This window comes from Phycisphaeraceae bacterium, assembly GCA_020851465.1.
In the GTDB taxonomy this organism is placed as follows: domain Bacteria; phylum Planctomycetota; class Phycisphaerae; order Phycisphaerales; family Phycisphaeraceae; genus JADZCR01.
Window position 1 is genome coordinate 57,822 of record JADZCR010000006.1, and the last position, 25,987, is coordinate 83,808.

The 25,987-nt window shown below is 56.2% G+C and carries 19 protein-coding genes and 2 tRNA genes; 11 read left to right on the plus strand and 10 right to left on the minus strand.

What is annotated here, in order from left to right; translation table 11 throughout:
* Nucleotides 1–695: 695 nt before the first annotated feature.
* Nucleotides 696–1,724, plus strand: a complete 1,029-nt coding sequence (locus IT444_06755) for a PEP-CTERM sorting domain-containing protein (GenBank protein MCC7192469.1) — start codon at nucleotides 696–698, stop codon at nucleotides 1,722–1,724.
* Nucleotides 1,725–1,941: 217 nt separating this feature from the next.
* Nucleotides 1,942–2,913 carry a class I SAM-dependent methyltransferase gene (locus IT444_06760; protein ID MCC7192470.1) on the plus strand — a complete coding sequence of 324 codons (972 nt, stop codon included), beginning with the start codon at nucleotides 1,942–1,944 and terminating at the stop codon, nucleotides 2,911–2,913.
* Between the two features lie 33 nt (nucleotides 2,914–2,946).
* Here IT444_06760 and IT444_06765 read toward each other — a convergent pair whose 3' ends face one another.
* From IT444_06765 to sat, 3 genes are all read right to left on the minus strand, one after another.
* On the minus strand, nucleotides 2,947–3,771 hold the full coding sequence (locus tag IT444_06765; GenBank protein ID MCC7192471.1) for a sulfotransferase: 825 nt from the start codon (nucleotides 3,769–3,771) through the stop codon (nucleotides 2,947–2,949).
* 108 nt (nucleotides 3,772–3,879) lie between these two features.
* Nucleotides 3,880–4,686, minus strand: coding sequence for an alpha/beta fold hydrolase (locus IT444_06770; GenBank protein MCC7192472.1), 807 nt, complete (start codon nucleotides 4,684–4,686; stop codon nucleotides 3,880–3,882).
* 212 nt (nucleotides 4,687–4,898) lie between these two features.
* The gene (gene sat / locus IT444_06775; protein ID MCC7192473.1) at nucleotides 4,899–6,107 is read right to left on the minus strand and encodes a sulfate adenylyltransferase; all 1,209 of its coding nucleotides are present in this window, start codon (nucleotides 6,105–6,107) and stop codon (nucleotides 4,899–4,901) included.
* A 181-nt stretch (nucleotides 6,108–6,288) separates the two neighbouring features.
* Here sat and IT444_06780 point away from each other — a divergent pair, with 181 nt between their 5' ends.
* On the plus strand, nucleotides 6,289–7,506 hold the full coding sequence (locus IT444_06780; protein ID MCC7192474.1) for a TlpA family protein disulfide reductase: 1,218 nt from the start codon (nucleotides 6,289–6,291) through the stop codon (nucleotides 7,504–7,506).
* 32 nt (nucleotides 7,507–7,538) lie between these two features.
* On the opposite strand, the gene IT444_06785 is transcribed toward IT444_06780, so the two are convergent.
* Nucleotides 7,539–8,186 carry a response regulator transcription factor gene (locus tag IT444_06785; protein MCC7192475.1) on the minus strand — a complete coding sequence of 216 codons (648 nt, stop codon included), beginning with the start codon at nucleotides 8,184–8,186 and terminating at the stop codon, nucleotides 7,539–7,541.
* 372 nt (nucleotides 8,187–8,558) lie between these two features.
* Here IT444_06785 and IT444_06790 point away from each other — a divergent pair.
* Both IT444_06790 and queC read left to right on the plus strand, forming a co-directional pair.
* A tRNA-Gly gene (locus IT444_06790) sits at nucleotides 8,559–8,630 on the plus strand.
* Between the two features lie 150 nt (nucleotides 8,631–8,780).
* A complete protein-coding gene (queC, locus tag IT444_06795) occupies nucleotides 8,781–9,515 on the plus strand; it encodes a 7-cyano-7-deazaguanine synthase QueC (protein MCC7192476.1) in 735 nt (244 codons plus the stop codon).
* A gap of 83 nt (nucleotides 9,516–9,598) precedes the next feature.
* Here the strand turns inward: queC and IT444_06800 are convergent, their stop codons facing one another.
* Nucleotides 9,599–10,423: a hypothetical protein gene (locus IT444_06800; GenBank protein ID MCC7192477.1), complete on the minus strand. Its 825-nt coding sequence runs from the start codon at nucleotides 10,421–10,423 to the stop codon at nucleotides 9,599–9,601.
* Between the two features lie 327 nt (nucleotides 10,424–10,750).
* Between IT444_06800 and IT444_06805 the strand changes: the two genes are divergently transcribed.
* Complete coding sequence (locus IT444_06805; protein MCC7192478.1) at nucleotides 10,751–11,143, plus strand: hypothetical protein; 393 nt, start codon at nucleotides 10,751–10,753, stop codon at nucleotides 11,141–11,143.
* Nucleotides 11,144–11,433: 290 nt separating this feature from the next.
* Complete coding sequence (locus tag IT444_06810; protein ID MCC7192479.1) at nucleotides 11,434–13,590, plus strand: hypothetical protein; 2,157 nt, start codon at nucleotides 11,434–11,436, stop codon at nucleotides 13,588–13,590.
* A gap of 51 nt (nucleotides 13,591–13,641) precedes the next feature.
* Here the strand turns inward: IT444_06810 and IT444_06815 are convergent, their stop codons facing one another.
* Together IT444_06815 and IT444_06820 are read right to left on the minus strand one after the other, a co-directional pair.
* Complete coding sequence (locus IT444_06815) at nucleotides 13,642–15,636, minus strand: hypothetical protein (GenBank protein ID MCC7192480.1); 1,995 nt, start codon at nucleotides 15,634–15,636, stop codon at nucleotides 13,642–13,644.
* 51 nt (nucleotides 15,637–15,687) lie between these two features.
* Nucleotides 15,688–17,055 carry a TolC family protein gene (locus IT444_06820; protein MCC7192481.1) on the minus strand — a complete coding sequence of 456 codons (1,368 nt, stop codon included), beginning with the start codon at nucleotides 17,053–17,055 and terminating at the stop codon, nucleotides 15,688–15,690.
* A 236-nt stretch (nucleotides 17,056–17,291) separates the two neighbouring features.
* Between IT444_06820 and IT444_06825 the strand changes: the two genes are divergently transcribed.
* Nucleotides 17,292–18,632 (plus strand): efflux RND transporter periplasmic adaptor subunit, encoded by a 1,341-nt coding sequence (locus IT444_06825; GenBank protein MCC7192482.1) that lies wholly within the window; start codon nucleotides 17,292–17,294, stop codon nucleotides 18,630–18,632.
* Between the two features lie 36 nt (nucleotides 18,633–18,668).
* Here the strand turns inward: IT444_06825 and IT444_06830 are convergent, their stop codons facing one another.
* Nucleotides 18,669–19,976, minus strand: a complete 1,308-nt coding sequence (locus tag IT444_06830) for a hypothetical protein (GenBank protein MCC7192483.1) — start codon at nucleotides 19,974–19,976, stop codon at nucleotides 18,669–18,671.
* A gap of 119 nt (nucleotides 19,977–20,095) precedes the next feature.
* Here IT444_06830 and IT444_06835 point away from each other — a divergent pair, with 119 nt between their 5' ends.
* The 3 genes from IT444_06835 (at nucleotide 20,096) to IT444_06845 (ending at nucleotide 23,136) form a co-directional block, all read left to right on the plus strand.
* Nucleotides 20,096–21,616 carry an MBL fold metallo-hydrolase gene (locus tag IT444_06835; protein ID MCC7192484.1) on the plus strand — a complete coding sequence of 507 codons (1,521 nt, stop codon included), beginning with the start codon at nucleotides 20,096–20,098 and terminating at the stop codon, nucleotides 21,614–21,616.
* Nucleotides 21,613–22,893, plus strand: coding sequence for a right-handed parallel beta-helix repeat-containing protein (locus IT444_06840; protein MCC7192485.1), 1,281 nt, complete (start codon nucleotides 21,613–21,615; stop codon nucleotides 22,891–22,893). The genes IT444_06835 and IT444_06840 overlap by 4 nt, the downstream gene beginning before the upstream one ends.
* 169 nt (nucleotides 22,894–23,062) lie before the next feature.
* A tRNA-Val gene (locus tag IT444_06845) sits at nucleotides 23,063–23,136 on the plus strand.
* Nucleotides 23,137–23,494: 358 nt separating this feature from the next.
* On the opposite strand, the gene IT444_06850 is transcribed toward IT444_06845, so the two are convergent.
* Nucleotides 23,495–23,632 carry a PEP-CTERM sorting domain-containing protein gene (locus IT444_06850; protein MCC7192486.1) on the minus strand — a complete coding sequence of 46 codons (138 nt, stop codon included), beginning with the start codon at nucleotides 23,630–23,632 and terminating at the stop codon, nucleotides 23,495–23,497.
* 415 nt (nucleotides 23,633–24,047) lie between these two features.
* Nucleotides 24,048–25,946: a hypothetical protein gene (locus tag IT444_06855; GenBank protein MCC7192487.1), complete on the minus strand. Its 1,899-nt coding sequence runs from the start codon at nucleotides 25,944–25,946 to the stop codon at nucleotides 24,048–24,050.
* Nucleotides 25,947–25,987: the final 41 nt, after the last annotated feature.

Genomic DNA, 25,987 nt, shown 5'->3' on the forward strand with positions numbered 1-25,987 from the left:
TTTCGAGAAGTGTCAGACGTGGTGTAGCCGGTGTTGTTGTCGGATGTCGAAGGTGCAAACTGCATTCGTCTGTGAGACTGATTCTGAGCCAACTCTAAACGGTGATGCCTGTCCATCCGGGTGATGCCAACGCAGTCGAGTAATCCGGCAGCCGCGGCGTGATGCACGGGAAATGGGCCGATCGAACGGTAACTGGGAAACGACGAGAATATCGAGGTAAGTACCTGAAAAATAGAAAATAGCATCGTTTTAGCACTAATTTTTGATCCCTGAATTTAATAGAATTGAAAATGTATTTGGATATTTTATCGGGGGTAGGATGGATCAATACGGTAACTTTGCTTGAGATAAATGGTTTAACTCGTTTCGTCTCTCGAAGTTGGTCATGTAAAAAAACTAATTTTTTTTAGAATATTTTTATTGCATCCGGGACAGGACGGGGTTATTTTGACACAGTCCGGGTAGTTAGCAAACATCAATGGCCAGAGGAGCGAGAGCAGATTTCTCGAAACGGGAGGAGGTGGAGCCGAGACACCGAAATGAGGTACGGCACATTGATTCTTGAGTGAAGTGGCCAATCAATAAAGCGTTGTTTTCACGGAAATGGGATGGCGATCCTGTTTCATCATCTTCGATAATTCACATTCTCGTGAACGGTAATGGGGCCGGACCCCCAATCAAAGGGAGATGCACTCATGCAGAAAAAGAAGCACTTAAAGACGATCGCGAGTTTTGCCGCCGGCGCAGCGCTGGTGATGGGGAGCCAGGCCCACGCATATACGGCTCCCGGCGTCACTGAAGGGTTTGAGAGCGATGCTGATGGTTTCACTCCTGATGACCCCTCGTTTGTCGACACCACCTTTGGTACAGGCGGTACGAACGGCTATCCGGGCGTGCGTCCCGGGGACTTGACTCCGGGAGCTGATGACTGGACGGACATCCGCGGCGGTACTTTTGGCACCGGTGCCGGCCTGATCGAAGAAGTTCCCAGCGGATTCAACGGCGTCACCTCTTATGCAGGCAGCAACCACGGCATCATTTACTGGGAGTATCCGAACGTCAACGGTTACTACGGTGGCCCTCTCTCACGGGCAGGTCGTAATAACACCGGCGGCGGTGTGTCAGGCGGGATGCTCGCTGCTCGTGTGGCGATCTACGCTGACAGCAATCAGAAATTCACCAACGACGGAATCTACAACGGCCAGTGGGACTCATCCGTCAACGCTCTGGGTGGCGGATACATGACCGAAGGCCGCTGGGAATTCGAACCGCTCTATTCCGTCGATGGTGGCGGCAACTACAACGGCGTGGCCAAGGGCTATCGCTTCCACGTTGCCGGCGCCACCGGCCCCGGTATCTACGACACGGCGAACGTTGACCAGTGGTACATCCTGGAGATGGTGTTCGACTCGACGATGGACGCCAGCAAGGTCTGGATCCACTACAACGTCATCGACGGGGTGAGCAACAATCTGCTCGCCAGCTTCACCGCCCCGGATTACGCTAACGGTGCGTACGGCACCACGATTGGTGGGCCGCGCACCGCGGGCTGGTTCTTTAACGGCAACTACAGCAACAATGAAGCGATGACCAACCCGACCGGTATCGCCATTGACAACCTTGTCAGCGGCGTGACCCCGTTGTTCATCCCGGAGCCTGCCTCGGCTGCACTCTTTGCCGCAGGCAGTGCGTTGATGCTCCGCCGTAAGAATAAGAAGGCCTGAGTTTCGTCTGTCTGCTTGTACCCTACACTCCTCAGCCGGGAAACCGGCTGGGGAGTCTTTATTTGTGAAGCTCGCATTTTGATGTGATGTTTCGCCGGGAGTCAGTGTTGGTTGATGGTTTTGAGCAGGCATGACGTCGGGCCGATTCACCGAAAATGCAGGCTGCTCAATCAGGATACAGGTCAGCCATTTCGCGGCGTGATTTAGGACCGCATCAGTGAACACCACTTCATCCGACGCCGCCTCATCGCCGCACAGCTCGCAGGAGGTCTGGACCGCCTATTGGACGGAAGGATTTTCAACCACGCTTTCGGATCATTTGCGTGGTCCCGCAGTGAAGTTCTGGGAGGCGTTGTTCGCCGGTCATTTTGCCGCTGGCGTCAGCGTGCGGATGGTTGATCTGGGCACCGGCCGATTGTTCGTGCCAGTCCTGGCGTCGTCCATGGCGCGGAAACTCGGCGCAGCAGCGGAAATTCACGCCGTTGACTACGCACAGATCAACCCCGCAACAATCCCCGGCGCGGAAGGAGTACGGTTCCGTCGCGCTTCATTTGACGATACCGGCTTCCCGGACGGGTTCTTTGATGTGGTGACATCAATGTACGCGGTGGAATATGCGGAGGACTTTTCCCGTGCTGTTCGAGAGGCGGCTCGCATCGTCAGGCCGAAGGGAGTTTTTGGATTATTGATGCACCACCCCGACTCGATACTGGCTGAGCACGCCCGCAGTTGCATCGAACAGGCCCGCTGGATGCGCGAGCATCGGTTGCTTGAAACCTTCCGAGCCTTACTGGTTTCTCCGGAGCCGGCGACGGATGAGGCGTGGAAAGCGGTGTATGCCGGGTTTGTGGCGGAATACACACGCTGTGGTGCGCGGAAAGCCATCAGCATCGCCTTCAGTGGGGCCCATGCCTTGCTCCAGAAAACTCTGGAGATGGCGCCCCAACAGGATTTGCAGGAGGTATTGGCGTTTTATGACGCCCAGTGCGGACGGTTGCCGATCCCGTTGCGGCAATGGTCCCTGCTGGCTCAAGAAGCCTCCCGCTGGGGTGACGAGCAACAACAGGCGATGCGGGCGGAGTTTGAATCGCAGGGGTTCAAAATGGAAACCTGCGAACACCTCACTTCCGGTGAGGGTCTGCTCGGCTGGAAAGTGATTTTGCGGAAAACAGATCAGCGATCTAAATAACCTTCCAACACTTGTACGCGCATTGACTTTGATTCACTTCACCTCGGGGTAAAACACCTGATAAAACCAGGCGTTGGCTTCACGAATGTGGTTGCTGATATCGCGGCCCAGCACTTCGTTCCAGTCGGCCTTTAAGGGCTTGACCTGCTGTCGGATCTGATGGTCGCCGTAAAAGGCGAATACCGCGTCATCTTCCTGTGTCTTTTGTTCTACGTTATCGAAGTCATGTCCAAAGTGTTCTTCTTCCAGGAAGTCATAGACCTTATCCATGGTTTCTTTGGGCTTGGTGGTCAGGTCTTCATAGCGGACAAAATGCAGGTGCTTGTTCAGGCCGGTTTGGAAAGCATCGCGGAGCCTCATCATCTGGAGACCGACCGGCGGGGTGTTGAGCCATTGCCGGACGCGGTTGTCGATGGTGATCATGTTCATCTTCGCCTGCTGGTCGAACCCGTCCTGTTGATGGCGATTCTTGCGCCAGAGTTTCTCCATCGACGAGAGCACTGCGCGCAGATCGCGGATGCAGACGATGATTTTGGGGTTGGGCATGAATTGCTCGACCCACTCGTAATAGTGGAACCATCCTCGACACTTGTCGCAGACCACCGGTTTGTCCGTGATCGGTCGATACCAGCCATAAACGGATTCACGACACAGCCCCATGAAGGCTTTGCGCATGAGTTGCGGGTCCTGGGCCTTGAACTCCGGGACGGTTGAGTAACCGGTTCGCGCCAGCAGGAGTAACTCAAACAAGCCGCTGGTAGGGCTGCAATAAAATCTCGGATTCTGAAAAAGAATATTTTGCATCAAGGTCGAGCCGGAACGCGGCATCGAGCTGTTGAACACGAACTTTTCAGTCATGTGGCCTCCAGATTGAGATGTGAGGGCAGCGCATACGCCACCGGTCATGACAATTATGGCACAGCGCGTCGGCTATGTCATCCGATATTGACTGCAACGATTCTGGCTCTATCGCAGCGAAGACGGCTGACCGACGCCATCAGGCCTCAGCGTCTGAGCCAGCCAACCGGAAACGTGGTCGATCATCTGCTGACGCAGGGTTGGTTTGGTGAAGCTGTGATCGGCTCCGGGGACCATCTTCACTGTCAACGGCACGCCGACTCGGCGCATGGCCTGCACATATTCATCGGAGATATTCGGTGCCACCGCGCTGTCAGCCGTGCCCTGCACAAGCAGAGTCGGGCGGGCGGAGTGGCGGGTGATGTCCGCGATCGGATCAAGCTGTCGCAAATCATCGAAGAAGCGGGAGTGGAGCACCTGGGTGCCGACCGTCAATGGCTCAGAACGACTGCCTGCGGCTGGCGGAGTTTCGTAGCGGCAGAGATTTTTCACAGTGGTCGGCGCGATCAACGCCATCGCGGCAAAGCCGGCCATCCTCGCATCGGCACATGCAGCAACCAGTCCGCCCAGCGAAAACCCGATCACCCCGATGCGCGAGCGGTCCGCGAATGGTTGGCCGCTCGTCCACTGGGTCATGTGAACAGCGTCGGCAACCTCACCTGAGACCAGTGCCCGGTCAAAAGAGCCGTCGGATTCGCCGGAGTTGAGGAAGTCGAACGTGACAGCCGCGATCCCGTGCTTTGTCAGCTCACGGGCGAGCCGAATCCACACAAACCCCGCCTCGGTACGGCTGCCGGTGAAGCCGTGGAGTAACAGCACAGTCGGCACGCGCCGGGTTGATTCGGGCAGATAGACCATGCCACGGATGGTTTGGCCGTGGTGGGAGACTTCGATGGCGTTTTGCCCTTCACGCATGATTGAGCTTGGGCTGTCCAACACGTCTTCCCGGGCACACTATGCAGAGCGGAAAACGTGCAGCCGCTGCCGTTATCTTCAATTTCGGCTTCATCTCCGCAAGTGAGCGGTTCACCGCACAAGCCGCAAAAAGCGCGCAAGGCGAGCTTGCCGGGCGCACAATAACTCCTGCGGTTCAGAGCGATTTTGTCGTCAGACTCGCGGAGAGAGTCTCAGGCTTTAGCCCACGCCGAGTGCATGAGGATGTCCGCCACTTCTGGACGGCTGAACTCCTGCGGAGGTCGCTGACCAGCCTTGAGCATCTCGCGCACCTTCGTGCCCGCGACGCTTACTTTCAGCTCCGGCCCATGCGGGCAGGTCTTGCTGCTGACGACCGCTTCGCACGCCTTGCACCAGGCGGTGTGCTCAAACTTGTAGATTTCGATGCCGATGTCTTTGGGGTCGAAGCGATCGAAAATCTTTTGTGCGTCATAGGTGCCGTAGTAGTTCCCGACGCCCGCGTGGTCGCGGCCGACGATGAAGTGTGAGCAGCCGTAGTTCTTGCGTACCAGCGCGTGCTGGATGGCTTCGCGCGGGCCGGCGTAGCGCATCGCCGAGGGCATGACCGTCAGCATCGTTCGCGCAGGGACGTAGTACTTGCTCACCAGAGCCTTGTAGCATTCCATGCGGACGTCCGCAGGAATATCGCCGGGCTTGGTCTCGCCGACGAGCGGGTGAATGAGCAGGCCGTCCACGATTTCCTGCGCGACCTTGGTGAGGTACTCGTGAGCGCGGTGGATGGGATTACGGGTCTGGAAAGCGATGATTGTTTTCCAGCCGCGTTTCTCAAACTCCGCACGAGTCTGCGCGGGTGTGAGTCGGTACTCGGTGAACTGCTCGCCCTTGTCCTTGTCGGGTGTCACGGTGATGACATCGATCGGGCCGGCGACGAGCCAGTTACCTTCCTCCATGACCGCTTTGGCACCGGGGTGAGCCGCGTCTTCGGTGCCGAAGACATTGGGAATTTCGAGCTTTTTGTCATGGGCGTAAATTTCCTTGACATCAATGGTGCCCATCAACGTGCCGTCTGCGTGCTTGAGTGCAGCCTTGGAGCCGACCTTCAGCGTGCCCTTGACCTGATCGTTGACTGCGAGGGTGATCGGGATCGACCACGGCAGGCTGTCGCCGTCAAGACCACGCGCCTTGCGGGTATTGCTGAACCGAAGGTTTTTACAAATCGACTCGAAGTCCGCCTGACCGACAAAGCCCTGAAGCGGGCTGAACGCTCCGATGGCGATCATTTCCAGGTCGCAGGCCTGCTTGGCGGAGAGCGTGATGACGGGGAGAGAAGCAGCCTCCTGTCTGACCTTTGCGGCACGGTCAGCGGGAAGGATGCGATTGACGAGAGTGCCGCCATGCGGCGCGATGAGGGAACCAGCCATGTCAAACTCCTGCAAAGGGTGATGAGATCAAAATTGAGTAGGGGGGCATGGTAGGGCGATGTATTTTGCGTCGCAACTATGACCATCAGCCGCGATATGATCGGTAGTGCCTGTCGGCAGCTTATGCGCGTCAGACAGCCTGATTCCACAGCCGCCCACAGCGATCCGCCCCGGAGCCTCCATGAAATACCCATCCTCATTTTTCATCGCTGCATTGAGCCTGATGACGTTTATTTCACCAGCGAACGCGGATGCAGCAGGTGAAGCGATCAAAGACACCATCGCTCAGGCCTACGCGGGGATAAAAACGTATTCCGCCACGGTCCACTTCGAGTTACGTCAGACGCAGGGCCGCTGGCGCACGACGCAGGAGACGGAGATCAAGGTCGCGTTTGACCGCAAGGCCGGCCGGCTGCTGATCGACAAACCGGACGTCATCATCGCCATCAATCACAGCAAGCTGTTCATCAAAAGTTCAGAGGAAGGGTTTGAAGGCCGACACGTTGAAACGACGCTGAGCACCGCTGACGCCAACGCTTCAGTTCTGCTGGAGTATGAAGCACTGGCAAAAAAAATGCCTTTCGTCGCCAAGCCCCCGTTGTGGGATCTGTTGTTTTTGATCGGCGACAAGCCGCTCGAATCCATCAACGACGGTGAATCGCCCGATATCGTCGTACCGCCAGCAAAGGAAGATGACGCGGACAAGCGGCCGACGATTACCTTTGATTCCAAAGTCGGCCGCGTGAGGATCGTCGCTGACTCGACGACGCACCTGATCGCCGAGGTCACCATCGATCTGCCCGCGGATACAGCCGACGAGCAGACGAAGGCTTCGCTGTATTACCGATTCGATCATGTCGTGCGTGACCAGCCGATTGAAGAGAAGGTGTTCACGATAGACACGAGCGGATCGGTAGCGGTCGGTTCGTTGGCGGAATTGATGCACGAGGCTGCGGACATGGGGCCATCTCTGGAGGGACAGCCTGCGCCGCCGCTCGATGCGGTCACTCTCGATGGGCGTCCTGCGTCGCTGGCGGAGGAGAAGGCAGACGTGGTCGTGCTGGAGTTCTGGGCGACCTGGTGCCGTGCGGATTCCTACCTGCTCCCTGCTTTGCAGAAGGTCAGCGCGTGGGCAGCTCAGGAAAAATCATCCGTCGCAATCTATGCAATCAATTGCGAGGAAGAAGCAGACGTCGTGAAGGAATTTTGGGAGCAAAAGGAATTGAAGCTGCCGGTGCTGCTCGACAAGAGCGGCAAGGTCGCACGGGCGTTTCACATCGACGGCGCGCCAGCGACGGTGGTCATCCACAAGGGCACAGTGGTGCGCGTCATTCCGGGGTTGGGACGCGATGCCGAGGAACGACTCAAACGCGAAATCACAGATTTACTTGCCAAGTAAGCATCGACGCGCCGCGAAGCGGTCTCGGCAGCCTACAACGTCGTCAATCCGTGCCGAATGGCGTACTTGGTCAGCCCCGCGACGCTGTGGATGTTGAGTTTCTTCATGATGTTGCGCCGGTGCGCTTCGACAGTGCTGGCGGAAATGTGCAGTACCGCCGCCATTTCTTTGGAGGTCTTCCCTTCGGCGAGCAGTTGCAACACCTCGCGTTCACGGGCACCCAGAACGGATTTACTCGAAGTGTCGAACGGCAAACGCCGCGACAGGTAACTGTCCACTACGGAGCTGGCGATTTCAGGACTAAGGTAGCGCTGGTTGACATTGGCTGCGCGGATGGCACTGAGCAGTTCATCGCTGGTCGCGGTTTTGAGCACGTAACCCGAAGCGCCGGCTTCCAGGGTTTCCATGATGAATCGCTTGTCGGAAAATGCGGAAAGAGCGATCACCTTCACATCAGGAAACTGCTTGCGGATCTGCCGCGTAGCGTCGATGCCGTTCAGATCCGCCATCCCGATTTCCATCACCACAACGTCCGGCGATCGCTCACGCACCATTTCAAGCGCAGCCCTGCCGCCCGATGCCTCGCCGACAACCCGCATGTCGGGTTCTCTGTCGAAAAGAGACCGCAGGCCTTGAAGCATCATTCGATGATCGTCTGCCAGTAGGACTTTGATGCTCATGTGTTTTCAATTCCCCGATCGTCGGACTTTTCATGCGCTGATTAGGCGCTGCACTGCTCGCGGCCGAACCGCGGCTGTGATCGCTCCGCCATCCACAGCCTCACGGTGAGGCTGCGAACTGCTGAGCCGCTCATGCTTACGAATGGAACTTCCTGAGGTCGAACTTGCCCGCTCGTTCCGGTTTGAGACCGCCCGACATGCGGGGATCGACGTAACGACCTCACCACTATTGTAGGAGGGCAATCTCGGAAAACGCGATATGCAAACCGTGAGCGGGTGCGATTGTCATTTATCATCAGCGGGCTGGTGACTTGCCGGGCTCAACCCTACCCGTATAATTGCCGACGTACAGCGTTGAGAAAGTACGCTTGTGCGGGTGTAGCTCAGTGGTAGAGCGTCACGTTGCCAACGTGAATGTCGAGGGTTCAAGTCCCTTCACCCGCTTTGATAAAGACCCGGTGCCTGACGGTGCCGGGTCTTTTATTTTGGTACTTTGAAGCAGTTCTGGATCACAGGTTGCGTCCTTCGCATTTCACCGGCGGGCGGCGCATCGAGATTTCGCAAACCGCCTCATGACGGCTGTGGAGAACCGTTTTGCATCAACCTAAAACCGTGGTGCTGTTTTCCGGCGGCATCGACTCGACCACGATGCTCTTTCACCTGCGACAGGCCGGCCACGAAGTGCTTGCCTTGTGTGTGGACTACGGCCAACGTCATCGCACGGAGCTGTCACGAGCTGCTCGGATCGCTGAGGCATGGTCGATCCCGCTTGAGACCGCCGACCTCCGCGCGATCACCCGTCTGCTCGCGGGATCAAGTCAGACCGATCCTGCGGTTCAGGTTCCGCTGGGACACTACACCGATGAGTCGATGAAGGCCACCGTCGTTCCCAACCGCAACATGATCATGCTCGCGGTTGCGGCAGGCTGGGCGATTACGCAGCAGGCATCGGCAGTCGCTTACGGAGCGCATTCCGGCGATCACGCCATATACCCGGATTGTCGACCGCAGTTTGCTGACGCACTTGCGCTTGCCATCAGCCTCTGCGATTGGCGCAGCGTGGAACTCATCCGGCCGTTTGTGAACATGAGCAAAACGCAAATCGTCACCCTTGGCCACAGCCTCGGAGTCCCGTTCGCCAGGACATGGAGCTGTTATCAAGGCGAATCGTTGCATTGCGGCGCGTGCGGGACTTGTATCGAGCGGCGTGAGGCATTTTTGCTGGCAGGTGTGCCCGATCCGACGGACTACAGCGAAAATGCGCCTGCGATGTCACCTCGCGGTGATGTGGATTGGAGTCGGACGATTACGGGAAAGGTTCGCGCATGATCTCTCATCTCACGAGCGATAATACTTGAAGGCGGGGTTGTGTTGCCGATTTCGCGGGCTTACCAATCCACGGTTGATGGGAATTAGTTGCCGTTGGCTTTCACCGCACGGATGAACTCGTGATCATCGAAAACAAAGCCGAATGCCAGTGCTACGCGCCACAGGGCGATCTCTTTGCAAACTTCACGTCGAGCGGTCTCTTTGTTTTCGACAGCGGTGACCGCTTGGCGGATTGTTGAGCACATGATGGAGCGAGAAGACATGTCTGCCATGCCGCCGGGCGAGAGCAGCAGGCACCAGTTGATGGCAAAGCCGATATAAACCAGGTGATTGATGCCGTCGGCGGCACAGAGGCCTGCGAGTTGGTCTGCGTTTTCCGCGATGCCTTCGCTACCCTGAGGCCGGGCCTCTTCCATGAAATCAATATCCTTGAATCCACGGTTCACGTCGTTGACGTTGTGAGCACCGACGAACGAATGTTCGTTGCGGAACTGTTGTACCGCAGCCATCAGTGGATCATCAAAACGAATTCGCTGTGGTTTAGGTTGATGATTTGCCAGAGAGGTGGCACGCTGGTAGCCGGGTAAATTCTGATAGGTATTTCCACCGCCGACCACGTGGTAGAGGGTCATCCCCGACTCGCGGACAGCACGAAGGAGCGGCGGGAAAACGGTCCTGGCGATTTTCGTTGCGCGGGGGATGTATTCGACACAGCGATACCAGCCGGGGAACTGCTCCGGCGTGCCACAGTCCCACGCGTGCATAACCACCATCGCGGTGCGGCGGCGATCAAAGGTCAATTCCGCTTCCTTCCATCCGCCGTAGCCTTCTCCGGACACGTCGAGTGTCAGGTCCGCGTCGAATTGCTGGTAGTAACCAGCCCGTATGCGAAGGTGATTTTTATCCATGGTCATCAGCCTATTAAATCGCGCAATGGTATCGAAACCACGAAATCTGTGTGAATGGTCAAAATTGCTGGTTATGCAGCGTGTGAAGCGGAATCGTAACGGTTGATGCGGATAGTCAATGGTTCTCAATAAAAGAATATCTGGATCAAAAAATATGTAATATGGATAGACCCCTTGGGACCGAATCAGGAACGCGAGTAGCTCGCCGCGCGAACCGCGACACCGGGGGGCGAAAGGAAAGACTAATCGAGAATGGTCACGTTTTCCGCCGCAGTGAAGTAAGTGGATTCAGAAGTATCAGTTAACCACTACAGGAGTCAGTTCGTCATGACAACAGCAGCTACAGGAAATTGGCATGAGGTTTTGGAAAAGACCGAATGGGTTGCAATCGTGACATGGGATGGCCAGCAGGCACACACCGTCGCCAACTGGGGAGACTACGTCCGAAAACTGAGCGATGCCGGCTCCGACACGCTGGTGATGCCTGCCGGCCGATACCATCAGACGGAGTCCAATCTACGACGTGACAAGCGCGTGCAGGTGATCCTCGCATCGCGGCAAGTCAACGGCAGCCGCGGCACCCCCGGCCAAGGTTACCTGCTCGAAGGCGAGGGAGACGTTGAGCTTGAGGGCGAGTTTGCCAAACGAGCCAAGGCTGCCTATCCCTGGGCGCGCGGAGCATTGATCCTGCGCATTCGTTCCGCCCAGGCTCAACTCTGAGGTTGATGCCTCTCTGCGCGTTGACTCTGACTTATGTCTGGATGTCGTGATACGACGCTTTTTCGCTGCACACGTTGTTACGTCAGAATGGCGTGAATCAACGGTGGGTGGTGATGGCGGCATCCGTTGGCGCAGCGACGAGTAACTCGATTCAATGGATGCTCTCAAAGTCTGGTGAACGACCCAGCCACAAAGTCTCGTCGTTCAATTATGTCACGACAAGTGGTATAATCGGTCGTATCATGTCCGCTACGACATGATTATTGTTACTGCGCATTGGAAGCTCATTCATGACATTTCAATTCGGAATCGCCAGAAGTCTCTATAAGGCACATCGTCATCCACGGTTGCTCTGCGATGAAGCTGACCTTGAACGGATCAAAAAACAGGTCCGCACCGGTCAGGGCAAGAAGATTTATTCAGAGTTTCGCCGCAAAGTTCGGGTGATGGTCGAAGCGATTGAAGATCATCCCGATAAGTTGGCACCGCTGATCGGTCATCTGCAGATCCGTAAAGATCCCCGTGGCGTTCAGGTCGTGGGATCACTTCCAGATATAGCACTGGTTGGCATTCTTGAAAACGATCAACGCGCGATGCGAGCTATCCGACGGGTACTCGTAGGTATTCCTGATGCGGATGCGGAGGGACCAAACGACAGCTATAGCCTGTCCTTTGCTAACTTCGGCACGATCGCCCCGGCTTACGATCTGGCGTACAACGCGATGACTCCCGACGAGCGGGCGATTTTCTGTCGTTGGGCGGTGGATCAGTCGGTCAGAGGCAGTCTCGAAAGAATCACAAAAAATAACTTTCTCCGTTCCTCTGCGCACAACCAATGCATGGTCGGTCTTTTCAGTTCACTGCCGACACTGCTGGCGATCGAAGGTGATCCGGGAGTTCCCGATCTCAGTACGGAAAAGGCTGCGTTGCTTCAGTATTTCGAGGCGTCGGTTTACGCATCGCTTGGGCCGGGCGGGTATCCCAATGAGGACATCGGCTATGGCACTGCGATGGTCTGTTACATGGCTCGCGTCGCCGAGGCAGTGCGTCGCGCGGGGCTTTTTGATGTTTACACGCAGTGTCCTCGCTACACGCGCTTTGGCCAGGCTTTGCTGCACTTCATCCAGCCGTGGGGTACTTATACATCGAACACTGGCGATTACGGTGCGGACTTTGGCCCGCGCAGCATGGTGCTGCCACGACTGGCGACGGAGACGAATGACCCGACGATTTTATGGCTGTCGAGCACATTGACGTATCCCATTGCCAGCGCGTGGGCCGGCAACATGAAGCGATATCGCGGAACTTTTCCTGAAGTGGAGTTGTCTCCGGGTAATCGCGCGTGTGTAGATACGTATGCACTACTGACGCTTGATGACCTCAAAAAGCCGGTCCATCCATCGAAAGCTCGCAAGTCGATTCCGACGCAGTTCATGGACCCGCAGCGAGGGATCGTTACTTTCCGCAGCAGTTGGAAGAATGATGCAACCTTCGTCGTGTTCGACGGCTCACAGCGCAGCCCATCCTCAGCAGGACACGAACACGACAGCGGCGGACATTTCAGCATCTCCGCACTCGGTGAGTATTTTGCGATCGACACCGGTCGGTACAACATCGAACAGGATCAACACAATCTGGTGCTCATGGAGGGCAAGAGCGGCCAATCCACCGGCGGGGATTGGCGGATGAGCTACTACCACGCGGTGCTCACCGGATATCACCCCGGCAAGTTTGTGGACACCGCCTCGGTGGACAACTCGCACCAGAGCAACTGCTACTGGTCCTATCGCACGCTGGGGCTGGTCAAGGGCACGCATCCTTACGTCTGGATCGCGGACGACGTCAATGCGGACCACTGCATGAAGGGGCCTCGTGAGTTCTGGTGGACGATGAACGTCAACCCGAACCACAAAATCAAGATCAACGGCGATTCTGCCACGGTCGTGGGTAATGACCATGGCAACATGCTCGATGTCCACTTCTCGCTGCCGTGTAGCGGTAATTACCCGACACCTCACAAGCTTTCATTGGAGCAGGATGTCAAGCTCGCCGGTTCTCAGAATTATCTCGGACCTGATGCGCTCGATCTTGCCCGGAAATATTCGAAGACCATCGGTAACCTGCAATATGGCCCCGTGTTCGCACGGCCGCGACTCATCGGTAAGGTTCACGGTTACAACGGCCGTTTCCTCTCGATCATGATTCCACGACGGAAGAGAGAAAAGCCTGCAAAAGTGGAGCAACTTCCGACATTAGACAACGCGCTGGCGGTACGCATCACCTTCAACGATGTTCAGGACACCCTGATCTGGGCGTATGAACACGGCCTGCTGGAAGCCGGCGATGTCAAAGCTCGCGGACAATGGATCGTGGTACGAAAGTCACGGCGCACCGGCCGGCTGATTGATGTCGCGATCGGTGGGAAGGATGGATATCTCCTCAAATAGAAGCAGGGGTACTGCTGCTGGATGATTGCTCGCATCCGAAGGGATGCAGCGTCATTTTTTCATCAAGCCCTTCAGACAGCCTTCGAGGACGATGACTTCTTTTGGTGACACGGCATAGACGGTTTCATCTTCCACCGCGATGAGGTGATCGTGACTCTGAAGAAGCAAGGCCACCACTTCCGGTTTTCGCATATCCCAAAGCTCGATGGCTTTTGTACGGTTGAGGACGAAATAACCCGGCACACCTGCCCAGTGCATGTAACCGAACCCCTCCGGCACTTGTCGCAGCTCCGAAGGCTTGGGTACTTCCCACGTCTTGAGATCCAGGACAAACCATCTTTGCCCACCTCCGAAAGACCCATTCAGCTGGCAAAGGAACTTTCCGCTTCCCATGGGACCGCGCACATGGACATATTCGGTTCCGGCCGGCGCTTCGACATGGCGCATGACCTTCAATGTCTCCGGATCGATCTGCGCGATCATGCATCGTTCCATGGTGGGCGGGCAGCTCTGGCAATCCGCGTGGCGCGTAGTGCCGGCAATGATCGATTTCGATGAACGGTCGTAGAACAGCGACACGATCTGCTGATCGGGTAGAGGATTTTGTGAATAGGTGGCGATGCCTGTGCGGGTGTCATACCGAGTAAGCACGGAGCCGAGAGAGCCGTAGGTGACGCTGCACGAGTAAAAGATTCGTCGGCCGTCGTCCGTCTTGCCGACGGGTCGCATACCTTCGGGGGGATCAGCGACCACGCGAGGATTTTCCGGGAAGCGGGCCGGCTTGGCGGGGTCATATTCCATCAGCTCGCCGCCGGTGTAGGCACTCATGTAAACCTTCTTGCCTATTTTCCACGTCTGCAAGATCTCGCCGAATCCGGGCGCAGCCCGGCCGCAATCCACTCCTTTTTTCGTTTTGAGATTGACTTCCCAGAATCGCTGCGTGATGAAAGGCGTTCCCAGTACGCGGTCGCGGTCGATGCGTTGAATGCAGTCCGTGGTACCCCAGGAACAGGTGGGGAGCTGCTTGCATAGTTCGAGTGCGCCGGTGTGAGCATCGAATCTCTTGAACTCACCGTATAAGCCGACAAAAACGATCTTCCCTGACCGCGTCAGGTTGATATTGAAAGCCTGTGCGGCGCCGGGACGGCAAAGATTTTTCACCTCACCGGTGGTCATATCCCAGCGACCAACGGATGTTTCTCCCGATTCAATCACCACACCCCATGCGATTTTTCCCTGACGTGCGAACCAGGACATCTCACGCATGGGCTTTGGGCCTGTCTGGTCGAACGTATCGGTACGGCCGTCGTACCAACCGCAGCCATCTCTGGGGATGTAAGCTCGTCCCTGCTCGTCGGTGATGACACGATAGATGGTTCCGCCGGACAAGTCGTGGACATCGATCGATTCGGCGTATTTCCGAAGCGTCACTTTTTCGCTGACCGGATCCCACCGCGCCATGGTCTCGCCGGGACAGGCGAGCAGCAGCGTCCACGTCCCGTCTCCATTGGGAAAGCTGGTTCGGGCGTAGTGGTCGAGCGTATCGAGCTGATGGACCTTGATCGGTTTACGTTTGCGTATGTCGAAGGAGAAGCCGACCGTATGAGGCGGCGGGAAGGCGACCGCAAAGAGCTTGCCGTGATCGCGGTCAATAATCATGCCTTGAAAGTTGAGCGCAGCCGGCGCACCGGTTTCGTAAATCTCCGTTTTGCCGCTCTTGAGTGAAAGTCGTTCGACGCGAGAAAGGTTACCGCACAGCCAGAGAGTGTCAGCATCTTCCTGAGCCGCACTGTAGAAACCACCTCGCGTCCAGTTTCCATTGGAAGGAAACCGGTACACCCTCGTGTCGCCGTCTTCATTGACCAGCACAGCAAGTGGGCCGACGTTGGCGTTCCACGTAGAGATCCAGAAGCGATCTTTGCCTTTTTCATCAGGCCCCAGCGAGATCAATGGGGTGTTGATGAAAGGGTCAGGAGAAGCTGGGATCGATGCCCGGAGGACTTTGGAGCGGATGGTACGGGAACGCGGCGCGTTACGGGTTGACATGGCGTACTCCTGAAGGAATTTCGTGGCTAGCAGAGTGGAAATTATTTATGACTAGGGTGATGGAGCGGTCGCGGGGGTTGTTGTCGGCTGAGTCGCGGGTGTGATGGGATCGACACCCAGCAATCCAGCCGCACGTTGAAGCTCAAGGAAATCAACCTTGCGTGTGAATAACTCACTGGTCAATAGAAGTTGGGCATTGAGCAACTGATCCTGTGCAACGAGTCGTTCGAGGTTTGTCGCACGACCGACTCGAACCAGATCCGCAGCCTGGTCAAAAGCCTCCTGCGCGGTATCCACCTGGACGCGCAGCTCTTTTAAGCGATGCTCACTGGTGATCAGGTTTTGGTAGGCGATTTCGATGTCCTGCTTCACCTGCCGCCGGGTCAGTGATTCTTCGAATTTCGCTTGTCGAAAAGCGGACCACGCAGCACGAACTTCCTGATGAATCCGTCCTGCGGTGAAGACGGGAACGTTGGCTTCGATGAGTGCGGTATAGAGGCTCGCAGATGGCACGCTCTCGCGATAAACAAAGTAGTCGAGATTCAGAGAAACGGACGGGTAATGCTGCGCCATGGCGGAGTCGACCCCATATCGCTGCGCCCTCACTTTAGCGTTAACCGCGGCAAGGTCCTGCCGCAAGCGGTAGGCGGCTTGCAGGAACTCCGCCTCCGTCGGCAGATCAGCAGAAACGTCGAAGTCATCTACGAGCGGGCCAGTCACCTGAGGCGTTCCAACGAGAAACGCGAGTACCGATCTGGCGTTGGTGACGTCGCCTCGCGCCTGGGCAACCTGTACGCGCGTGTCGGCAGCTTGAGCCTGAGCTTGAGAGAGTTCGAGCGGCCGGCCAGTACCCACTTCGAGCAGTGCCCGAACATCGGCTACTCGTTCTTCCTGCACAGCCAGCGAGTTTGCCAGAACCTCAACCTGTCGTTCTGAACGAAGAACCTGATAAAACGCCTGCGCTACGTCGATCAAAAGAGTTGCCTTGGCATCGAGCAGAATGGCACGACGTTGCTCAATCGTAAAATCTGCGGCGCGAACGTCCTGAAGATTCTGCACAGGATTGAAGTTCACATAGCCGCTCCCGACTACCGCATCCGTCGTTGTGCGTTTTGAACTGCTTGTCCCGCCGGAGACGGGATCACGCATCACGGTCGTCGGGCCGAAACTCACCGTCGGCATGAAGTCTGCGAGCAGACGTTTCTTGGCGATGATCGCTTGAAGATAATTTTCACCTTCGATGTTCAGCCGCTCGTTGTCCTGATTAGCCAGCAGCATCACACGTGTAAGCGAAACAGGTTCGCCCTGTGCGAGACGAATCACGTTTCCCTTGACATCGGCTTCAAGCACACGGCGATAGGTTGCGATTTCTTTCTCTTGATCCACCTTGCAGCCGTGCATCACGCTTGTCACGAACATGAAGCCAATCACGAACACAGAAACTTTCAACAGATGGAGAAGGTTCATCGCGATTGGCCTACCCCATGGGAGGGTGGAGTATCGTAGTAAATGGATGATTCGTCCGGGGTAGGGTACTGAATTTAAGTTCAACGGAGCCATTGGTTTTGCATTGCTGCAATGTCCTATGGTTGAACCCGTTATTCTAGGGCCTCTACTGTGTTTGTATCGTGAGACGAAGCTAAGATCAGCAACCCATGCTCCCCGATATGAAATTATCCGTATTGACCTGTGCGCTGTGGTTTATCGCGGCGGCTTTGCTGTCCATCGTGACGGGAGGATGTGAGAAGAAGGACAGCGCCAGCCGGCCGGGTATCGATTCCCGTGCCCCGGTGCCCGTCGTGCTGCGACAGGTGCGTGTGCAGGGAGTGCAACGTCAAATCGAGGTGGTAGGCACTCTCTATGGCGATGAGGACACCACCGTATCCGCCAAAGTTCCCGGTAAGATTGTCGAGTTGACCTGCGATATGGGTGATCGCGTCAAGTCAGGGGAAAAGCTGGCGCAGATTGAAACGACCGATTACGAGCTGGCGGTCACGCAGCGACAACTCGCAGTGCGCGAATCGCTGGCCAAGGTTGGTTTAACCCAACTGCCTGCGGATTCATTCGATCCAGCCTCTGTCCCGACTGTTCTGCGCGCCAAGGTACAGGCAGAAAACGCGGAGGCGAAGTTCAACCGTGGCAAGATGCTGTTCGAGCAGTCGTCGCCACGCATCAGCCAACAGGAGTTCGACGATCTGCGCACCGCGCTGGAAGTCGCCCAACGTGATTATGACGTGGCGGTACTTACCGCCAGGGCCGTGGTGGAAGAGGCTCGGGCGCGGCAGGGTGATCTGCTTGTCGCGCAGCAACGTCTCCGTGATGCGTCCATTACCGCGCCTTCATCCGTCAGCAACGAAACGCAGCGATCCTACACCGTTGCTGCCCGTATGTTTTCGGTCGGCGAGTATGTCAAGGAAGGGGACCGTCTCTATCGTCTGGTGGATGACAGTATCGTCAAACTCCGCGCCGCCGTCCCCGAACGCTTCGCAGATCAGATCAAAGTCAGCCAGAAGGTAACAATCCAGGTTGAGTCAGCCTCCAGGCAAGGCGTTGGTCAGATTGCCCGCATCAATTCGCAGATTGATCCTGCTAGTCGGACTTTCGAGATCGAAGTTGTTGTGCCCAATTCGGATCGTGTCTTTAAGCCCGGCGCGTTTGTACGAGCGTTTATCCAGACCCACATCGACAAAGACGTGGTCTTTGTACCCAGAGAGGCGGTCCTCAGCTTTGCGGGTGTGAGTAAAGTTTTCCTTGTCGCCGACGGCAAAGCCAGGGAAGTCCGTGTGGATTTGGGTGGTATTGAGGGCGATTGGGTCGAGATCGTCAAGGGGTTGAAAGCGGGGGAGTCCGTGGTCGTAGAAGGCACAAACAAGCTGGCTACGGGTGTGCCGGTTGAAGTGAAGATGGAAGCTACTCAGCGTCCCGTGGCTCCCTCCTTGCCGGATGCTGCCAGTGAGGGCAGCGCACGCGCAGTCACCCGGAAAAACGGCACATGAGAAACGGACGGCAAACGCAGCGTCATGCGTGTTGTTTTAATTGGTGAGTATTTTGCGGATCGCATCTTTAATCAGACCCTCGCAACCGCGATCGACTTCTGTCCATGCGGGGTCAACCTCGTAGCCGCCTTGGTCAAACATTTTGTCGGTCCCGACATAGTTGAGGAAGCTGTCACCGTAAGCACTCACTGCAATCTTTCTGACTCCGGGATCGGGAGTAAGGGATTTGGCGAAAAACTGATAGTCGATGACCAACTCCGAGGGGAGAAAAAGCACGTCGTACGGGCCGAGTGTGAGCCGTGACAGGCGGAAGGGATAGCTGGTGATTCGATTGCGGAGCTTGTGCGCTTTGAGTCCCGCGAGGTACTTGAAATTCGTAAGAGCTGCGGGATCGTTCAGCACACGTTCATAGTGGGTGAGATCGTTTGACTCGCTGCGCAGCGGCATGGGGAATGTTGCGTCACGCCACGCCATCTTGATGGGTACGGAATGTGAAACCTGTCTTTGAAAAGCAGCCTGCATCGCGTCGAACAAACGCACGCCAAAGGCGAGTCGGTCACGGCTTGGATGTGTCGTCGTATATTTCCCCGCGGTGACGTCGCCCGCACAACCGGTGAAATAGATCGGGAACACTCCGGGATTGGATTTTTCGAATAGCTCAAGACACACACCCACCGTATCACCTGATACCAGCCTGCGCCCGTCTGAGACTTGCGGGTGACTCGCGTAAAAACTCCAACACGCGAAGGCCTTGCCCGCCGGGTTATGAAAGGCAATCTGATCCAGCATCGGATCGATCCTGCCTTCAGGCGCAGTCTTGATCTTCGGATCCTGACATTTGCTGAAGCGGATATGGCAGCGATTGTTCTCGTCAATAATTCTACGGCTGCTGGCAAACTGAATCACGCTTTCGCTGGCGAAAGAAATACTCCCAACCGTCGTACCAGGCGACGCCATCGCAGCGCGAACAGCCAGACGAGCTTTTCCAAGGATCGACCAAAAGTATTCTTCATCATGGACGGCCGGCTGGTAGAGATGGTGGACTTCCTCATAGATCAGCGGCGCATCATGAGTGTGAACGCTATGGACGGTCACGTGGCTCGTCGGTACATCCGCTGCTTCAGCGAGTGTCTCGATCAGACGCTGGTGTGATCGCCCGCAGAGATAACAAAACTCGACAGCCGCGATAACGACCCGCGATCCGCCGGTGTCCAGAATCATGCCGCGTAATGACAGTGTCTGCTCGATACCAAGTGACGGTAATGTGTGCAGACCGCCGCAGAGATACCCTCCCACGGGAGGCGTGACATCGACAAGAAAAGTCCTTGCGGTGAGTGGAGACATTCTGCAAAATCCTTCTGGGGGGACACATTTCTACGGTACTGCCTGAGATAGAGATGGCCGGACACCATCAAATTAGAATGAAGTATCGTCTTTGTACCGCAGTCTAGTCGAGAGGTTTCATGCCCGCACCGATTAAAGCTGAGCGTCTCGACGAAGGGTTGTACCGTTTTCATGACACCTGCAACGTCTATGTCGTGCGCGGTAAGCAGGGGAGTCTGGCCATCGACTTTGGTTCAGGAAGATGGCTCAGCGCAGCAAAGGCTCTCGGACTGCTGCCCATTGAGCGGGTCATGCTCACCCATCACCACCCCGATCAGTGTGCGGGCCTGCTCCGACGCAGGAAGTGGCCGTTCATCATTGACGCACCTGCCAACGATCAGGTATTTCTTACTCGACAGGGAGTTACGAAGTATTGGAAACACCGCTACGCGAATGGTGTGCCCTCGAGCTATGCAGTGTTACCTCGCGGCTTGCCGAACGGCATGGTCAGGTTCAGCATGGAGGGTTTCACCGACACGCTATGGAACGATAAGCGGGTGCGTTTCATCTCAACTCCCGGCCATAGTCAAAACGCGATTTCCATCCTTCTCGATCATCACGGAAAGCAGATCGTCTTCTGCGGTGATGCAGCCCACGCCAACGCAACGATCCATGAACCTTTTCAACTGGAGTGGGACCATTGGACAGGCAGCGGGGCACTGGCCGCATGGGAAGGTATCGTGCGAATCTCCAGCCTGGCGATCGATCTGCTCTGCCCGGCTCATGGGCCAGTGATCAAACGTCATCCTCGAACGATGCTCAGAAAGCTCGCAAAGCGATTGCTGGATTTCTATCACGCCAAGGGTTCGATCGTTGCGGGTGAACCGGATCACTACATCACAGCCGAACCACAGCCTGGCGGAGCCAAAAAATTATTGCCTTCGCTCTATCAATTTTCAGTTAATGGTTATCTCATCCTTTCGTCCACAGGCGAAGCGATGGCAATCGACGCGATGCACAGCGACGGGCCAACGATTGAAAGACTACTTGCAGATTTGAGTGGTGCGAGCATCACCGCAGCAACGGCTACGCACTGTCATTTCGATCATGCGGACGGTCTGCCGTATCTTCAACACAGATACGGAACGCAGATCGTCCTTCATCCCTGGGTCGCTGCGCCGTTGCGGCAGCCGAGTCAGCACGACGTGCCGTTTCTTCCTGCTAAGCCGATCATCGCCGACCGTCTGCTGCCGGAGAACGGCCCCTTTCGCTGGAATGAGTTCACGTTTCGAGTCGCACCGTACCCCGGTCAGACTCGCTGGCACGCGTGCCTGATGGCTGACATTGACGGACAGCGGGTGTTCTTTGGCGGAGACAGCTTTCAGCCCGCTTCACGATGGAACGGCACGGGCGGGTTCTGCGCCCTGAACGGTTCATCATTCGCGGGCTTCCGTCAAAGTGCACGGCTTGTCATGTCTTGGAAACCGGATCTCATTGCCAATGGCCACGATACCTATGTGACGTATCACCGAAGTCAGTTTGAGAAAATCGTCGCATGGTCATACCAAGCGGAGCGGGCAACGCGGATGTTGTGTCCCAGGGGCGACCTGAATCGTGATTATTATCTGCATTCACCAACACGGATAAGGAAGCGACCATGACGCGTCGGAAATCCGGGCATCGCACACAAAAATCATCTGCAAAACTGACGAACCTGACCATTCAGAATCTGGTTGATGCGGCAGCCCGACGCGGCGGAGGAACGGTCAAAATCCGAGCAGGCATCTATCACATGCACGATGCACTGCACCTGCGCAGCGGGGTGCACCTGGTCGGCGAGCCTGGCGCAGTGCTGAAAAAAGTGCCAAGCGTGAGCTCCAGCCTGATCGATTGCCTCGGCTTTGGACATTATGAATTTCGTGTCGCTGAGCCGGATAGGTTTCGTGTCGGGATGGGTGTTCACCTGCTCGATGACAATGCAGGCGGGTTTTACACGACGGTGGCAACGATCACCGACAAGATCGGCGATACGTTTTTCATCAACCGTCCGTTCTCACATGACTATGGGTTTCTATTCAACGGCAGAGCCGTTTCCGTTTACTCCCTCATCGAAGGTGACGGAGTTCAGGATGTGTCAGTGACGGGATTATCGCTTGACGGCAACAACGAGAAGGAGCCTTTCCAACTCAATGGCTGCCGGGGCGGTGGAATCTTCTTGATTATGTCCCACCGTGTGAGCATCCGGAATGTCGAGATTCATCACTATCGGGGGGATGCACTCAGTTTCCAGCAGTGCAGCGACATCAGAGTCGAGTCGTGCGAAATCCATCACAACACGGCGTCAGGCTTGCACCCCGGCAGCGGCAGCGTACGCTACGTGATGCGCAAAAATCACCTGCATAACAACGGTGGGTACGGCGTCTTTTACTGTCTGCGCACGACCCATTCGATTTGCGAGGAAAATCTGATCCATCACAACCACCTCGCGGGTATCAGCATCGGTGAGCGTGACACAGATCACCTCATTCGTTCCAACTCGATCAGCAACAACGCAGGACCCGGTATCGACTTTCGCGTGCCGAATCGACAGAGTGGCGACCGAACCTTGGTACTCAACAACACGCTGCGAAACAATTGCACTCGTTTCGGAGCGGCGGAGATCGTCATACCGCGAGGTCTTGCCAATATTCATCTGGCGGAGAACATCATTGAGCCAGCCGGCGGCGTCGCCAGTGCCGTTTCAGTTGAGTCCGGCGTACGCGAGATCAGCGCGGTGAATAATCAGATCGCGGGACATCCGCAGCAATCCCGCGATTTCCCGGCGGGTCTGGTGGAGACATCAGCACCGACTCGATTACCCAGTGTCGGTCCCGCAGCACTCGCTCTCGACGGAGCGCGTCATTTACGTGTCGATGCTTTGCAGCCATGGGAGCGATGATTGAACGTCGCGAAAATCTTGCGTGATGAAAAATGTTTTTTGCTTTGAATAAGGGCGTCGGACGTAGAAACAGAGATCGCAGCATTTTCGGCGACAACTGATGCGATTGATACGGATGGGATCTACGGTTGGCGACACAACGGTACGCCGCTATACTGCTGCCATCACCGGGCCATTAGCGCAGTTGGCTAGCGCGCTTCCTTGACATGGAAGAGGTCACTGGTTCGAGTCCAGTATGGCCCACTTACTTTGCCGGAAGTAAACGGAAATTTGTTGTAATTTTCGGAAAATATAGCCCGTTTTGATAATCGTTCGTTGGTGGCTTGTTTCTCATCTCTGGTCAAAGCCGACCATTGCTGCCGCAGATCTGGCAGTGCTATTTTAGAATCAACTCGTTGCGTATCTGAAAAAGACGGCGATAGACGATCTTGGTTTGCACATGAAACCATTTAGAGACGCGATTGCAGTTCCACGCGAAGTCTCGCGGCGGATGTGCACGGAGTTACAACATACCTGTGCAAGTTGCTTACGAAATGGCTGTGCCGCTGCTTATGTGGAAATATTTTGGACCATGCTTGCCGCGTTATAGAGAAAGCACTGTTTACGCGGACTTTCTCTGCCTCTGGAGCATCATCGTGCCGCCCGCGATCAGGAGAACAAGCGAAGCAGGCTCGGGCACTTCAGTGAAGAGAAAGTTGGAGGTCGCGTAAAACTCCGGCGGGGCACTGTTCGTTGGCATAACCAAGGAACTACCGGTTACGTAGTAGCCATTACCCAAGGTAATAAGCGGGTCGCTCGACAGGCTGGAGAATCCGTTGTATGGCCAGGGATCAAAACCGAATGTGACCGCGGCGATGCGGTATGTAGTTCCCCCCGTCAGGGTGACTGGTGATCCGAGGGCTTGATATTGAAAGTAACCGTTCGGTGAGGTCCCAGAGGCTGGGTCAGTGGTGAGGATCGTTAAAGAAGTGACGAGGGAGAGTGATAACCTAGTGTATTTTAATAGTTTAAATACTGAACATACCCCTGATTCCCAGCGGATCAGGGAATGGAACACGAAACTTTTGGGCGGTAATTGTGACAGCGGTTGATTGACAAAGACGCAGGCCGAAGCGTTTGCACTACCTATTATTGTTGGGATACTCACCCCGCGCTCACGCGGAGATTTGGAACACCTGTGCTGCTACCCACTGGCCAGGCTCAGCGGCGAAGCGGAGCCAACGCCAATAGCGTGCGGGTGTCACCGATGCGCTACGTGTTGCCGTTCGGCGGATGGCGGCTAGGAAGAACTCTTCAATTTTCTTCAACTCATCCGCAGTGCAGTTGCCGGGTTCGGCACGGGCAAGCCATTCGACAAATTGCTCGCCGACGGATTTGCCGTCTTCAACATTTTTTCCTGAATTGTCTTTGGCATCACTCCTGGCATTACCCTCGGAGGCACTCCCGTGAGCATTGTCCGAAAGGCCATCGGTGAGAATCGGGCTCAGCACATCGCGACCAAACTGTCGCAGTGATGCCTCCGGGTGGTAACTGAAGTAGGTGTGTGCCAGGTAGTTCAAGGAGTAGGGGATGCAGCGGTTGGACACCTCGCCGTGGATCGACACTCCCGTGATGTTGGCGCGTGACGCGCGCAGGCACGCCTCTTTGATGCATGAGATCTGCAGGCTGTAACGGTCGCAGGGCAAGCCCTTCAGATACACGCCCTGGCTGGACCACTGGCTGCCCTGGTGAATAAATCCGACATTGCGCCGGGTGGGCGGCTGATGGTCAGCAGGCCAGTGATCGTTATGCAGCATCGACGCGGGCTGCCCATTATCGAGCCATTCAGCCAGCGGTCGTTGCTGCTGGTTGACCATGCGCGTAAGTGTCCATTGGCAGATGCTGCGCGGGTCGAGATCGTGTGCGAACTCCGGGTCCGCTCCGTGAATCCGCCATGGTTCCGCTGTGTGCCAAGTCCTTGGGGGCAGGTAGCCGCGCTCCGGGCTTGGATCGGGTGCAAAGCCGGTATAAGTGGCGTAGGTGATCCACGCATCGGGTTTAATCCGCAATGCCTGGTCGATAAACGGCGTGTTGGCGAGTTGCATCGTGGAGAAGTAGCCGGCCTGTCGCTGGTCCTTGCGCGCCGCAGTGCAACGGTCGCAGTAGCAGACGATGAAGTCCCCGTGTTCTACGTTAACTCCCCCGATTTCAAAGGTACTGAAAAGCCAGTCGGCGCATTGCTTGAGCCAGTTAATCGTGGACGGATGTGTCGGGCATGGATAGAGCGTCGATAGCGATCCGCTCTCTTCAACCAAACCAGCTTTCGGGTGCGTGCGCACAAAGCATTTGGCATTCAGCGGGTGGGCGGTGGTGTCGGTTGAATCATCAGAGCCGTAGTACACGCCGCCGTAAACGCTGGTGCCGACGCCCGGAAGAATTCTGATGCCGCGATCAGCAGCGTACCGGCAGATCTCCTGGCTGGCCGCGATGCCGCCGTGTGCATCCCGGATGAAGCCCCAGATCACGATTCCGCCGACCCGCGTACGGACACAATGATCGATCAGCAACTTGTAATCACGGATAAAATCGTCGGCTGTTTTGGTGTAGTGGTTGTTGCAGCCGGTTTCCTGCTGACCGTCGGCCATGAGCCACCAGTTGGTTGAGTGATCCCATGTCCAGTAATAGTTCAAGGGCAGGGCGGGTGTCTCGCGCATCTCACCAGCGGACCAGGTAAGCACACCCTTATGAACCTGCGCGCGGTTGAGAAGCTCCGCCAGTCCGTGCAGGAGTCCACGCTTGTTGCCGCCGAGCACGTAAAGCCGCCGATCTTGCGGAACGATCGCAAACGCCCCATCGCCCAGTCCGTCCAGCGACACCGTCAGACGCTGTGCCAGTTCGCGTGACAGGGCATCGTCGGCGGACAGGGCGATTATCGCATCACCGACGATTAGTTCTGCGCTGGCGGATACGGATGGCAAGGTATGCCCGGTGAACCGAGGGGCAAGCATTTGATGAGCTGGCTGGCCGGACCAGTCGGGGAGAACGAGTACGGGATTAGTTAGAGTTTGATTCATCAATGCATTATGTATGTCGTCAGTTGGCCAGCAAGCATTAT

Excerpts from the sequence above, each read along its gene's own strand:
- IT444_06800 (MCC7192477.1), bottom strand. The coding sequence starts at position 10,423 with ATGGATAAAAATCACCTTCGCATACGGGCTGGTTACTACCAGCAATTC.
- IT444_06815 (MCC7192480.1), bottom strand. The coding sequence starts at position 15,636 with ATGTCAACCCGTAACGCGCCGCGTTCCCGTACCATCCGCTCCAAAGTC.
- IT444_06830 (MCC7192483.1), bottom strand. The coding sequence starts at position 19,976 with ATGTCTCCACTCACCGCAAGGACTTTTCTTGTCGATGTCACGCCTCCC.
- IT444_06765 (MCC7192471.1), bottom strand. The coding sequence starts at position 3,771 with ATGACTGAAAAGTTCGTGTTCAACAGCTCGATGCCGCGTTCCGGCTCG.
- IT444_06770 (MCC7192472.1), bottom strand. The coding sequence starts at position 4,686 with ATGCGTGAAGGGCAAAACGCCATCGAAGTCTCCCACCACGGCCAAACC.
- IT444_06755 (MCC7192469.1), top strand. The coding sequence starts at position 696 with ATGCAGAAAAAGAAGCACTTAAAGACGATCGCGAGTTTTGCCGCCGGC.
- IT444_06835 (MCC7192484.1), top strand. The coding sequence starts at position 20,096 with ATGCCCGCACCGATTAAAGCTGAGCGTCTCGACGAAGGGTTGTACCGT.
- IT444_06820 (MCC7192481.1), bottom strand. The coding sequence starts at position 17,055 with ATGTTCGTGACAAGCGTGATGCACGGCTGCAAGGTGGATCAAGAGAAA.
- sat (MCC7192473.1), bottom strand. The coding sequence starts at position 6,107 with ATGGCTGGTTCCCTCATCGCGCCGCATGGCGGCACTCTCGTCAATCGC.
- IT444_06855 (MCC7192487.1), bottom strand. The coding sequence starts at position 25,946 with ATGAATCAAACTCTAACTAATCCCGTACTCGTTCTCCCCGACTGGTCC.
- IT444_06850 (MCC7192486.1), bottom strand. The coding sequence starts at position 23,632 with ATGCCAACGAACAGTGCCCCGCCGGAGTTTTACGCGACCTCCAACTTT.
- IT444_06785 (MCC7192475.1), bottom strand. The coding sequence starts at position 8,186 with ATGAGCATCAAAGTCCTACTGGCAGACGATCATCGAATGATGCTTCAA.
- IT444_06810 (MCC7192479.1), top strand. The coding sequence starts at position 11,434 with ATGACATTTCAATTCGGAATCGCCAGAAGTCTCTATAAGGCACATCGT.
- IT444_06805 (MCC7192478.1), top strand. The coding sequence starts at position 10,751 with ATGACAACAGCAGCTACAGGAAATTGGCATGAGGTTTTGGAAAAGACC.
- IT444_06780 (MCC7192474.1), top strand. The coding sequence starts at position 6,289 with ATGAAATACCCATCCTCATTTTTCATCGCTGCATTGAGCCTGATGACG.
- IT444_06825 (MCC7192482.1), top strand. The coding sequence starts at position 17,292 with ATGCTCCCCGATATGAAATTATCCGTATTGACCTGTGCGCTGTGGTTT.
- IT444_06840 (MCC7192485.1), top strand. The coding sequence starts at position 21,613 with ATGACGCGTCGGAAATCCGGGCATCGCACACAAAAATCATCTGCAAAA.